Annotated in this window: 11 protein-coding genes; 4 read left to right on the top strand and 7 right to left on the bottom strand. The window is 67.9% G+C overall.

The features are described from left to right. The first annotated feature begins 414 nt into the window (after positions 1-414). A complete protein-coding gene (locus ACQI46_RS03995) occupies positions 415-1,680 on the top strand; it encodes a PE-PPE domain-containing protein (RefSeq protein WP_427092618.1) in 1,266 nt (421 codons plus the stop codon). A gap of 84 nt (positions 1,681-1,764) precedes the next feature. Here ACQI46_RS03995 and ACQI46_RS03990 read toward each other — a convergent pair whose 3' ends face one another. Next, entirely contained in the window at positions 1,765-2,247 is a 483-nt protein-coding gene (locus ACQI46_RS03990; protein WP_427092617.1) for a hypothetical protein, read from the bottom strand. Positions 2,248-2,279: 32 nt separating this feature from the next. Between ACQI46_RS03990 and ACQI46_RS03985 the strand changes: the two genes are divergently transcribed. Further along, positions 2,280-2,951 carry a phosphatase PAP2 family protein gene (locus ACQI46_RS03985; protein ID WP_427092616.1) on the top strand — a complete coding sequence of 224 codons (672 nt, stop codon included), beginning with the start codon at positions 2,280-2,282 and terminating at the stop codon, positions 2,949-2,951. Here the strand turns inward: ACQI46_RS03985 and ACQI46_RS03980 are convergent. Beyond that, positions 2,905-4,398 carry a bifunctional phosphatase PAP2/diacylglycerol kinase family protein gene (locus tag ACQI46_RS03980; RefSeq protein WP_427092615.1) on the bottom strand — a complete coding sequence of 498 codons (1,494 nt, stop codon included), beginning with the start codon at positions 4,396-4,398 and terminating at the stop codon, positions 2,905-2,907. The genes ACQI46_RS03985 and ACQI46_RS03980 overlap by 47 nt on opposite strands. Positions 4,399-4,485: 87 nt before the next feature. Between ACQI46_RS03980 and ACQI46_RS03975 the strand changes: the two genes are divergently transcribed. Continuing rightward, positions 4,486-5,157 (top strand): L,D-transpeptidase family protein, encoded by a 672-nt coding sequence (locus tag ACQI46_RS03975; protein WP_427092614.1) that lies wholly within the window; start codon positions 4,486-4,488, stop codon positions 5,155-5,157. A 4-nt stretch (positions 5,158-5,161) separates the two neighbouring features. On the opposite strand, the gene ACQI46_RS03970 is transcribed toward ACQI46_RS03975, so the two are convergent. Beyond that, complete coding sequence (locus ACQI46_RS03970; protein ID WP_427092613.1) at positions 5,162-5,620, bottom strand: nuclear transport factor 2 family protein; 459 nt, start codon at positions 5,618-5,620, stop codon at positions 5,162-5,164. Positions 5,621-5,677: 57 nt separating this feature from the next. Between ACQI46_RS03970 and ACQI46_RS03965 the strand changes: the two genes are divergently transcribed. After that, positions 5,678-7,513, top strand: coding sequence for an Hsp70 family protein (locus tag ACQI46_RS03965; protein WP_427092612.1), 1,836 nt, complete (start codon positions 5,678-5,680; stop codon positions 7,511-7,513). Positions 7,514-7,734: 221 nt separating this feature from the next. Here the strand turns inward: ACQI46_RS03965 and ACQI46_RS03960 are convergent, their stop codons facing one another. The 4 genes from ACQI46_RS03960 to ACQI46_RS03945 form a co-directional block, all read right to left on the bottom strand. Continuing rightward, positions 7,735-8,520, bottom strand: coding sequence for an SDR family NAD(P)-dependent oxidoreductase (locus ACQI46_RS03960; RefSeq protein ID WP_427092611.1), 786 nt, complete (start codon positions 8,518-8,520; stop codon positions 7,735-7,737). A 10-nt stretch (positions 8,521-8,530) separates the two neighbouring features. Beyond that, positions 8,531-9,763, bottom strand: coding sequence for an FAD-dependent oxidoreductase (locus tag ACQI46_RS03955; protein ID WP_427092610.1), 1,233 nt, complete (start codon positions 9,761-9,763; stop codon positions 8,531-8,533). 80 nt (positions 9,764-9,843) lie between these two features. After that, entirely contained in the window at positions 9,844-10,707 is an 864-nt protein-coding gene (locus ACQI46_RS03950; protein WP_427092806.1) for a glycoside hydrolase family 16 protein, read from the bottom strand. 140 nt (positions 10,708-10,847) lie between these two features. Beyond that, a complete protein-coding gene (locus ACQI46_RS03945) occupies positions 10,848-12,197 on the bottom strand; it encodes a hypothetical protein (RefSeq protein ID WP_427092609.1) in 1,350 nt (449 codons plus the stop codon). Between the last annotated feature and the right edge of the window lie 192 nt (positions 12,198-12,389).

Below are 12,389 nucleotides of genomic sequence, written 5' to 3'. Positions count from 1 at the left end.
GCGGACCGAACCTGAACCGCTACGGAAGGGACTTTATTCCCTAAGTTTGCACAGCGACTTCTGAGATCGGCACCATGAGCTTATTAAAAATTGCTGGGCCGGATTACGAGCAAAACACATCACGATCACGGCGATGTCACTGCCTGCACCGGCGCGATCATCGTTGCAGGCTCAAAGATAGTCTTGAACTGGAATAAGGCTGCGCTGACGAGTCTGAAACTGCGCGCCGGCCTTGTGCGGCACCGAACCATCGCGCACTGATCCGCGCGTGACAGTTACGCAAAGGGCGTTCGCTGTAAATAGAAATAAGAGAACAATAAAAAAGTTGCTATACAGCCGTGGATGGCGGCCTTAATCTGGGATCACACCGCGAACACGCGGACTCATCACCACAGAAAATCCTGGAGAAAACCCGTGCACACCACCCTGCGCAACGCCGGCATCACCGCCGCCACCACCGTAGCCGCAGCCGCTGTCGCTCTGTCGACGGCCACCGGCGCCGGGGCCGCCAGCTCGGCGGTCATCATCGGCGGAATCAGCGTGCCCAAGATGTCGGATCTGCTGATGGCCCCCTTGCTCGGTGGTGCGTTCAAAAACCAAGAACGCATCAACGTCCAATGGCCCGCTGAGGCCGGCCCCTTCACCGGACGCGGCGACCTGACCCTGGGCGCCTCGATCGCCGTCGGTAAAGAGAACATGCACGCCGCGATCAAAGACGCGCTGGCCAACCTCGACCGCGACGCGGCCGGCAACATCGTCGCCGGCCAGAAAGTCACGGTCGTGGGCCTGTCGGCCGGTGCACTGGTCGTCGACGAGGTCATGCGGGATCTGGCCGGTACGCCCGGAGCGCCCTCGGCCGAGCACCTGACCTTCGTGGTGGCCGCTGACTCCAGCCGCCAGAACATGATCAACAAGTCCAGCCGCAACGACCGCTACGACTACACCTACCAGCCCGCCCCGGCCACCGGTTACGACGTCGTCGTGGTCACCGGCGAATACGACGGCATGGCCGACTTCCCCGACCGCCCGTGGAACCTGCTGGCCATGGTGAACGCCATCGCCGGGGGCATCGTGGTCCACGTACCGTCGACCTACGCCGACCTGACCAAGGTCCCGACCTCCAACATCACCGTCGAGACCAACGCCCAGGGCGGCACCACCACCCACTACCTGGTCCCGACCAAGAAGCTGCCGATCGTCACCCTGCTGCCGTTCCTGGCCCCGCGCGAAGCCGAGCTCAAAGCCAAGATCGACAAGGCCTACATCCGCAACGACGTCAAGACCACCACCACGGCGGCGAAGACCGCCGACGCGCGCACCGCGATCAGCTCCGTCCCGGCCACCGTGGCCCGCACCCTGGCCGTAGACACCGAGGCCACCGCGGTTCAGTCGGAGGCGAACGTCGAGAGCAAGGCTGAGGTTGCCGCCAAGGCCAAGGCCAAGGCCGAAGTCGAGGTCGACACCAAGGCGCAGGCCAAGGCCGAGGCCAAGCAGTCCCGCGCCGAGGCCAAGCAGGCTCGCGCCGAAGCCCGTCAGGCCAAGGCCGACGCTCGCGCCGAGGCCAAGAAGGCCAAGGCCGACGCCCGCGCCGAGGCCAAGAAGGCCAAGGCCGACGCCAAGCAGGCCACGGCCGGCACCAAGAACGTCGGGTCGTCTGACTCCACGGACTCCTCGGAATAACTCTCCAGGTTTACTCCGCGACGGCCCGAAAAGACGGACCACCCGAACCCGAAACCCCGGCACACCACCGGGGTTTCGTGGTGTCTACGGGTTGTACGGCACCCCGACGGTGCGGAACACGAACTCCGGGGGCACGTCGTAGGCCAGCGACCGACGCGGCAACCGCGCCAGTACGTCGGCCGGGATGGGGTGCTTGTAATGCAGGGACAGCTCGCCCTCGCAGCGCGCGTCGATTTCGGCGATGTCGGCGGTCAGCGTCAGCCCGTCTTCGGACAGCTCGGCCTTCACCGCACCCGTCTGGGGTGCGTCCCAACGCAAGTCGATCGTGCGGCCGGCCAGTTTGGGTACCGACGAGAGCGTCCCCATCACGCGTTGATTGGTCACCACCAGCGATCCGACATAACTGGCGATGCTGCCGCTCGAACGCAGCCCCGGCACCGTGCCGCGGAACCTGCGGGTGACGGCGACGTACTCGGCGAACACCAGGATGCCTTCGGCTTCGACTTCATTGCGCAGCTCACGCGGGAGCTTGCCGATCCGGAAGAGCTTCCGAAGGAAGACGGCCATCCCGAAACGGTAACTCAGGTACTGGTGGAGGGGTGAAGACGCATGGCCGTAGTGCGGCGGTGACCGCGGGGATCGCCGTCGGCATCTACGTGACGATGTGGCTCGGCTACCGCAACGGCTGGCCGGCGGTGACGTCCGTCGACAACTGGGCGCTCGCGGCGATGCACCGGATCGGCGACGCGCACCCGGCCTGGGTCACGGCGTGGGACGTCTTCTGCACCATTTTCGGCCCGACGGCGTTCCGCATCGTCGCGCTGGTGGTGATCGTCGCGGCGTTGGCCCGACGGAACCTGACCGTGGCGATGTTCCTCGTGATCAGTGTCGAACTGAGCGGGCTGATCACCCAGATCGGAAAGTACCTGGCGGACCGGCCGCGTCCGGAGACTGCGTTCGTGGCGGAGCACTCGACGGCGTTTCCGTCCGGTCATGCGGTGGGCGTGATGGTTTCGGTGTGCGCGCTGTTGACCGTGGTGCTGCCACTGGTGGGCGGCCGGATGCGAGGCGGTCTGATCGCGGCCGGCGCGATGCTCGTCGTCGCGATCGGCGTGGGCCGGGTGGTGCTCAATGTGCATCACCCCTCCGACGTGGTGGCGGGTTGGGCGCTGGGCTACGCGTACTTCCTGCTGTGCCTACGTCTGGTCCCGCCGCGCCGTCCCGTCACGGAAGCGGACGAAAGACCGACAGTGCCCGATACTTCACACTGAAGCTGGCCTCTTCGATCTCGGTGCCCACCTCGCCGTCGAGCGCGAGCACGGTGGGGCCGTCGACCGCGCGGAACGAGAACTCCGGCACGCGCATCTCGTGGTACAGCGGGCTGCGCTGGAGTCGACCCAGCGCGACCGCGGTCATGATGCGCAGCCGGGCCAGCCTGCGGCCGGTCTCCAGGATCCGCACGTCGATCAGGCCGTCGTCCATCCGGGTGCGCCGCGACGGTGCGAAGCCCGACGGCAGGTAGGCGGAGTTGCCGAGAAAGAACAGCGAGGTCTGCAAGGTCTGGTTGTCGTAGCTGATCCGGACCGGTTCGCTGCGACGCAACGTGTGGAACATCGCGTACACACCGGCCAGTGGCTTGCCGATCTTGTGCTCGAGTTTTTCCCGGGTCTGCACGAACCGCGGGTACGCACCGATGCTGGCGGTGTTGACCAGCATCTGCTTCTCGTTCATGCACACCATGTCCACCTTCGACAGCCAGCCCCGCTGGATGGCGGTGATGGTCTTGTCCGGGGTGTCGCAGCCGATGTCCTTGGCGAAGTGGTTGAAGGTGCCGGCGGGGAACACCGCCAGCGGTACGCCGGCGTTCAGCGCGATGGAGGCCGCAGAGGCCACGGTGCCGTCACCGCCTCCGACCGCGAGCACCTCCGCACGTCCGGCGGCTGCGCGCATGACGTCGGTGACGTCGTCGTTCTCGGCGAGTTCGACGATCTCGGCGCGCGGCAGCGCCGCACGGACCTCCTCGACGACCTGGGCGCCGGTGCCGCTGCCGGAAGCCGGATTGATCACCAGCACGACGCCCGCACCGTCAGGCCGCGCCGGGGTCTCGACACGCAGTGGGGCGGCACCCGGCAACTCGGGTTCCACGACCGGGGGCACCACCCGCGCACCGAGCACCGCGATGCCCGCACCGAGACCGAGACCCGCCAATACGTCACCCGGGTAGTGCGCGCCCGTGGCAACCCGGGAGATGCCGACCAGTCCGGCCAACAAGGACAAGCCCAGACCGAGCGTCGGCTTCTCGAATCCGACGCCGATCGCGAAGGCCGCCGCGCTGGCCGAGTGTCCCGACGGCAGCGAGTTCGACGTCGGGTGCCGGCGCGTCTGCCGGGCCAGGGGGACGAGCACCCAGTTCGGACGTTCCCGCCGCCAGATCCGTTTGGCACCCTGGTTGGTCACCAGGCTGGTCACCGCCAACGTCGCCACGCCCCGCGCGGCGCCGCGCCTGGTCGGCCCGTCGCCGAACGCGACCAGCGCGGCGGCGATGGCGAACCACAGCTTGGAATGGTCGGCGGCGCGGGTCAGTCGCGGCATGACCGCGTCGAACAGTGGGCTGGGTGAATTCGCGATGGCCTGGAACACCTCGCGGTCCAGCGTGCCCAGGCCTTTTCCGATCTGACGGATTCCTCGGCGGCGTGGTCGCACAGGGAGTAGGTCCATGGCGTCCAACCTAACTGTCGGCACTGCGATCGGATCGAAACCGAATCTTTACAGCTTGTGGTGCGCGGCCCGGCAACCATGGACGACATGCGCCGACTGCTGACCCTGCTGTGCGCGGCGACGGTCGGTGCGGCGACGGCGATCGCCGGTGCGCCCACGGCGGCCGCGGGCTTCACCCCGTGGTTCGCCCGCTCGGCGGGAACCGCCACCCAGGTGCTGTCGGTGACCGGCACCGGCGGGTCCGACGCCAAACTCGATGTGTGGCAACGCACCGGTGCGGGCTGGCAACCAGTGACCGGTGGCGTCGGGGTACCCGCCAAGATCGGCGCAAAAGGCATGTCCGCCAACCACTTCGACGGTTCCATGATGACGCCCAAAGGTATCTACACGTTGGACTTCGCCTTCGGGACCGAGCCGAACCCGGGCGGCGGTCTGCGCTACGTGCAGGTCGGCCCCGACCACTGGTGGGACGGCGACATGAAGAGCCCGACCTACAACACCATGCAGGTCTGCAAGAAGGAGCAGTGCCGGTTCAACACCTCGCTGAGCGCGGGCACCGAGAACCTCGACATCCCGCAGTACGCGCACGCGGTGGTGATGGGCGTCAACAAGCAACGGATCCCCGGCAAGGGCGGCGCGTTCTTCGTGCACAGCACCGACGGCGGGCCCACCGCGGGATGCGTGGCGATCGACGACGCCACACTGGTCAAGATCATGCAGTGGTTGCGCCCCGGCGCGCTGATCGCGATCACCGAGTAGTCGGTCAGATGTTGAGCGCGCGTCCCGGCTTGACCTTGAAGTTCAAGGCTTCCAACGACATCGACGCGTCATAGGTGCGGTCGTATCCGGTTTCACTGATCTTCCAGCCGTTTTCGGTGCGGCGGTACCGGTCGTGATAGAAGCCGGCGCCGATCAGCATGAAATTGAAGTCGGGGGCGATGACGCGATCCTGCAGATACCACGTCGCGGTCGCCTCGTCGCCGTCGACGGTGATCTCCGGATGGTTGACGCGGTGCTCGGTGATGATCTCCGGTCCCAACGAGTTGCGCATGAAGCCGACGAGTTCGTCGCGGGTGCTGAAGTGGTGCTCCTCGCCGATCGACTCGCCGTATCGGCCGACCACATCCTCGGTCAGGGTGTCGGCGAACTCTTCCCAGTTCTTGGTGTCGAGTGCGCGTAGATACCGGTACTTGACCTGCTTGATCTCGTCGATGTCGCCCATGGCGCATGAGTGTCTCATGCGCTTCGCGGGGCCAGACGGATTATGGTGGCCCACGTCATGAGCGATGCGTTGGGATTGTCCGTCGGGACCACCAACCTCGTCGCCGCCGGTGTGGGTCGCGCTCCGGTGATCCGGCGTGCGGTGGTCACCTTGTACGGTCATGCGCCGCCGCAGGTCGGCCTGCCGAGCGAACCTGGTGGTCTGACGCTGTCCGGGTTCGTCGAACGTGTGGGGGACCGGGTGCCGCTGGTGGCCGCCGACGGGTCCACCTATCCCGCCGAACAATTGCTGGTCGAAGCGCTGGAGACGATGGCCGGGCTCGCCCTGCCGGCTCGCGCCGACTCGCCGGCACCGCCGGCCGACGTCGCCATCGCGGTGCCCTCCTATTGGCCCGCCGCGACGACGGCCGCTCTGCGCAGCGCTCTGAGCGCCAGCGCGTTGCTCGCGCCCGACGGGGCGCCTCCGCGCCTGGTGCCCGATGCCCTGGCGGCGTTGACGTCGCTGAACGCGAACCCCGGGCTGAACCGCACCGGCGTGGTCGCCCTGATCGATGCCGGCGGCAGCGGCACCAGCATCTCGCTGGCCGACGCGGCGTCGACGTTCACGCAGATCGGGGACGCCGTCCGCTTCGGTGACCTCGCCGGTGACCAGATCGACCAGGACCTGCTGGCCATGGTCTTGGACAAGGCCGGGGCGGCGGATGCCGAGCAGACCGCGGCGGTCGCGTCGCTGGCGCGGTTGCGCGACGAATGCCGGGCGGCCAAGGAACGGCTGTCCGCCGAACCCGTCACGACGGTGACCGTCGAAAGAGGCGGGCAGTCTGCCGAGATCGAGATCACCCGCGCGGAGTTGGAGAGCCTGATCGCTCCCGCACTGGACGGGCTGTTCGTCGCGCTGGGCAGGACCCTGGCGCAAGCCGGTGTCAGCGAGAACCAGCTGTCGGGCCTCGTCCTGGCCGGTGGCGGCGCCGCGATCCCGATGCTGAGCCGGGAACTCGGCCGACGGTCGTCGGCGCCGGTCCTGACGTCCCCGCGGCCCGGCCTCGACGGCGCGGTCGGGGCCGCCCTGTTCGCGGCCTACGGCCGCAGCGCCGACACCTCCACGATGCTGGCGCCCGCCGTCGACGGCACCTCCACGATGCTGGCGCCCGCCGTCGACGGCACCCAGGCCATGCCCCCGGCTGCCGGCAGCACCGAAGCACTGGCCTGGTCTGCTGCCGACCCGGGAACCGACGACATCATCCCGTACCAGGGGGAGGACCCGTACGACACCGCGGACACCTACGAGGTGTCCAACCCCTATTACGCTCCGCACCTGCACGAACCTCAGCCTGCCGAGACCGACGTCAAGCCATGGCAGCGGCTGCCGCTGGCACTGATGGGGCTCATCGCGGTCATCGCGCTGGTGGCCGTCGGCGGCGTCGCGGTGGCGTTGACCGCGGTGGACACCTCCGGTGAGGAGCCGCCGAGGCCGGGCACCGACCCGCTGAGCCGGGAACTGCCTCCTGCCGAACAGACCGTGACCGTCACCAACGAGCCACCCCCGATTGCGCCGACGGAGCGTCCTGCCGCACCGCCACCTCCGGTCGAGACGCAGTCCCCGGCCGCGGTGCCGACCACCACCACGACGACGCCGACCACCACCACGACCACCACAACGACGACGACGACCACCACGACGACCACCACCACGACGACGACCACCCCGACCACGACCACGACCGTGCCGACCACCACCACGACCGTGCCGACCACCACCACAACCGTGCCGACCACGACGGTCCCGACCACGGTGGCGCCCACGACCGTGACTTCCCGGCCTGCGATCACCACCACGTACCTGGACGTACCGTTCCTGCCGGACATCCCGATTCTGGTACCCGACGGCTCCTGAACCCGCTCAGGTTTAGGGATTTCCCCGATTCCTCCGCAGCGGCGGCCCGCCTATGTTTGCAGCGTCGGGTCGATCGGCTGCGGAGGGGACAGCCGATCGAACGGCGCTGACTGGCCCACAACGGAGTGGCGCCGGTACAGCGCAACACCGAAGGCTCGATCGTCGGCATGGGCAGCGCCGCCGCCAAGCAGGAACCCGGGCGGAGTGAGTCGCTGGGACTCTTAGAACTTCAGATAGCCGCCGTCGAGACGCAGTACGTCGCCGGTGTGGTAGCGACTCGCCGGGGAGGCGAGGTACACCGCGACGCCGGCCATGTCCTCAGGGGCGCCCCAGCGGCGCAACGGTACGCGCGGCAGCACTCGTTCGCGGAAGCGTTCGTCGGCCAGACCCGCGGAGGTCATCTCGGTGTCGAACCAGCCGGGGGCCACGGTGTTGGCCCGGATGCCGTGACGGGCCAGTTCGACGGCCATGCTGTCGATCAGCGAGGTGACGCCGGCCTTGGACGCGGCGTAAGCGGGTTGCCGCGGCATGCCCTGGAACGCACCGAGACTCGACACCGCCACCAGGCTGCCCCCGCGGCCGGCCTCGATCATCTGCCGCGCCGCTTCACGCAGTGTGAGGAACACGCCGTCGAGATCCACGCGCGTCACCTCGCGGAACTCGGCCAGCGACGTTTTCAGCACCGGAGTGAACACGCCGCGCACGCCGGCATTGGCGAAACATGAATCCAGCCAACCGAATTCACCCCGGATCCGCGCCATCGCGGCGGTGACCGCGTCCTCGTCGGCGACATCGCACACCACCGGCAGGACCGGTCGGCCATGGGCACGCAGTCCTTCGGCGGCGGTCTCGAGGCGGGCTTCGTTGCGCCCGAGGATCGCGACCGTGGCGCCCGCCCGGGCCAGCCCGTCGGCGATGCCGAGGCCGATACCCGACCCCCCACCGGTGATGACGGAGACGTGGCCGGTCAGGTCGAACGGGTTGTCCGGGGTGGGTGCGTCGGTCACGATCCCGACCTTACGCAGCGCCCCGGCGCGCGAACTCGGGAGCCCGCTCGGGCCGAACACCGACGCCGACGAGGTAGGCCGGGACCACCGACAGCCACGGCAGCGCCTCGATGAGGCGGATCAGGGCAGCCGGGGGACCTGCGTCGCGTTCGCCGCGCACGATCGGGCCGAGGAGTCGTCTGTCGATCTGGCGTTGCAGGGCCTGTGTCACCGCGGTGGGAACGAGGCGGCGGCGTCGCACCGCGGCGAGTTCGCGGCCGGTCACCGCGCCGTCACGCAACGCAGTGGCCAGCAGCCGTGCGGCGGCCACCCCGTCCTGGACAGCGAGGTTGATGCCGACACCGCCGGCGGGCGTCATCGCATGCGCGGCGTCACCGATGCACAGCAACCCCTCGGCGTGCCAGCGCCGCAACCGATTCATTCGCACGTCGAGATGCTTGACATCGTCGAGGGTGGTGATCGCGGTGACGGTGTCGGCGGCCTCGGGGAACAGCCCCCGCACGTCGGAGTGGAACGCGGCCAACCCGCGGGCGCGCAGCTCGGCGTCGGCACCCTTCGGGATGAGCAGGGCCACCTGGAAATAGCCTTCGCGCGGGATGACGATCATCGCCCGGCCGGGGGCGATGCGCGGGAACAGGTTGTAGCTGGTGTCGTCGGGATGTCGGGGCAACCGGAACCACCACACGTCGAAACCGGCGGGCCACTCCCGCATCGGCAGCCCGGCGTCGCGGCGCACCACCGACCAACGACCGTCGCAGGCCACCGTGAGGTCGGCATGCAATTCCCCTGTGCCGTTGCTTGTTTCGTAGCGGACACCGGTCACGCGAGTCCCCTCGCGCAGCAGGCCGATGACCTCGGTGTTCATCTGCAGCGTGAAGCTCGGCTCGGCTCGGCCGGCCTCGGCCAGCAGGTTGAGCAGATCCCACTGCGGCACCATCGCGATGTACGGGTGCGGCTGGCGACGCAGCCGGGTGAAGTCGACGAACGTGACCGGGCGGCCCGCGACGTCGAACGTGGCCTGCTGCAGCCGACTGTGCGGGACAGCGGTGAACTGCTGCCAGAGACCCAACTCGTCGAGCAGGCGCAGTGTAGTGGGATGCACTGTGTCGCCGCGGAAATCGCGCAGGAAGTCCGCGTGCTTCTCCAGCACCGTGACCTCGACACCGGCGCGGGCCAGCAGCAGCCCGAGCACCATTCCGGCCGGCCCGCCTCCGACGATCGCGCACGTGGTCTTCGTGCTCACGTTGCTCACGCTAGTTGCGGTGGTCGCCGGCGTACAGGGCAATCGGCGAGAGTGCCGTCAGGGCACTGTCGCGACGCGCGTCAAAAGACGCGGATCCAGTCGATCAGCATCTCGGCCGGATACGTGCCACCGGCGGGTTCGCGACCGCCGGATCCGCCGATCGCGATGTTGAACACCGGCGCCATCGTGAAGCCCGGGTCGTTGAACGGCCACTCCGGCAACGAGTTCGACAGCACGGTCCAGAACGGCTCCATACCGGGCTGATAGTCCTGCCAGAAGTACATCCCGGACGGCAACCACGTCATGCGCCAGGTGTGCCATTCGCCGTCGACGGGACGCTTGAGGGTTTGGAACATCGTGCCGTCCAGCTTGGCGTGCACGGTTGAACCTGACGGCCAGTCGCGGTTGCCGTACCACTCGAAGATGTCGACTTCGCCTCCGCGGACCGGGTTTTCGTTGACCAGCCAGAACGCGGGCCAGGCGCCGTCGGTCAGGCAGTTCAGTTTCACCCGCGCTTCCCACGTGGTTCCCACGCCGCCGCGCCAATTGCCGACGATTTTCGCGCTGGCGTACTTCTCCTGGATGTTGGCGCCCTCACCTCGGGTCGCGCGGATGACCAGGTTGCCCGTCCCGTCGTGGAACACGTGGTCGGTGTCAGTGACGTAACGGCCCATGTTGTAGGGCTTGTCCCATTCGACCGGATTCCGGATGGTCTCGCGTTGCGGAACGATGAACCACGACGCCGGATTCGGCGGGGTGCCGGCCGGCGCATCGAACTCGTCGGAGAACAGCAACGGGGGTGTCGCCGCGGTCGGCACGCCCGGCGCGCCGGGGCCGGGTGCGGGTGCGTCACCGAAGATCGGTTGGGCACCGGCCCGGGGCAGCGGCAGTGCGGCAGCGGCTGCGCCGAACCCGAGCATCATCATTGCGCGGCGACGATCCATGCTTGGCATTCCTGAACCGTAAAGGCAACTACGGCGATTGTGCGGGCAAACCCGCAGGTGTCGTTGAAAGGCCCAGACGACAGACGACGGCCCCCTCGTGGTGGAGGGGGCCGTCGCTGCAGATCACGCGGTGTTACTCGTTACCGAGACTGCCGCTTCGAGGACCGCTCGGACTTCGCCGAGCTGCCGCCGCTGGACTCGCCGGCGGCCGCTTCGTCATCACCGGTGGATTCCTCGACGGTCTCCTCCTCGGCTTCGGTGGCGCCTTCCTCGACGACGACCTCGGCCTCTTCTTCCGTGGCCGGCTCGGTCTCGGTGGCCGGCTCGGTCTCGGTTTCGGTGGTCGGGTCGGTCTCGGTGGCCGGCTCGGTCTCGGTCTCGGTGACCGGTGCGGTCTCGGAGGCCGGCTCGGTCTCGGTCTCGGTCGCCGAGTCGGACTCAGCGGCCTTGCGTGCCGAGGACTCGACGTCCAGCGTCACGACGTTGCTGGCGAGCAGCGCGGTGGCGGTCGAGTTCGCCGCGTCGGGGGCCGTGGTCGGCGGGGTCCAGGGGGCGCCCTCCACCGGGTCCGGCTTGAGCGCCTCGGCGATCGCCTTCGGGATCGTCGAGAAGATGCTGACCAGAGCGCTGGTGGCGTTGATCAGGCCGGGGAACTGCTCGCAGTCGCTGCCTTCACACTCGGGGTTGACGTAGCCGTTGAGGAACGAGTTCAGCATGACACCGGGAGCGTTGATCAACGCCCGCACGACGCCCTCGCCGTCACCCTCCTTGAGAGCGCCGGTGATCGCGTCGGCCAGCAGCGCGAACTCGAAGCCCATGGCCAGGACGGGCCCGAACAGGTTCTTGGTGATGTCGTTGACGATCGAGTTCCGGTCGAAGATCGCCTGCACGACCTGCGTGAAGTTGATCGCAACCTGCTCCGGAATACCCATGTTGCCCTCGGGATTCCGCTGGCTGGGTGCCTGCGACCAGAACGCCGCGTACAGCGGCGAACCGATGTTCAGCGCGTAGACGAACGAGCGGTTGAGCCGGTCCCAGCCGTCCGCGAACTCACCGGCGCGGAAGTGAGCGGAAGCCGCCTCGAGCAGGGGCTTGCCATTGTTGCCGTTGTACCAGGACTCGAAGGCCGCAGGAATGCCGAAGAAGCCGTCGAGGACCTTCTTGCCGTAGGCGAACTGGTTGGCCAGCAGCTGGTTCAGCACCGGGAAGGGATCCGACACGAACGTGTCGAAGAGCATCCCGAAGTTGGCGGACGTCTGGCTGAACAGGTTCTCGTAGACGGCGGACGTGTCGCTGCCGTACGTCGGGTTGGCCGACGCGGTCAGCGCGACCGCGTGGTTCTGCGCCTGGATGTCGACGACCGGCGACACCGGGGTGACGGCGATGGCGCCGGCTCCGACGACGGCGACGCCGGCAGCAAGGAACTTGCTGACGCGGGACGTCGAGGGGGCGAATTCCGGGCCCGACGCGAGGGCTGGGGCAGGGTGCACTGGTTCTCCTGAGCTAAGTAACTAAAGGGCTGCCGTGTTCGGCAGCGCGACGTTAACTGAAGAGAACCTGAGGAACAATGCCTTCCTCTCAGCTGCGAGGATGCCCGGACATCCGCGACCGTTCCATCGAACCTGAGATTTCACTTAAAAAATATCGCCGTAGCTGACCGCGGTGAGCGCTGCGAAATTGAC

Origin of the sequence: Mycobacterium sp. SMC-4, from assembly GCF_050205565.1 — a bacterium.
Classification (GTDB): domain Bacteria; phylum Actinomycetota; class Actinomycetes; order Mycobacteriales; family Mycobacteriaceae; genus Mycobacterium.
Note: the sequence above shows the minus strand (reverse complement) of the source record. Positions and strands in the feature narration are given on the sequence as shown.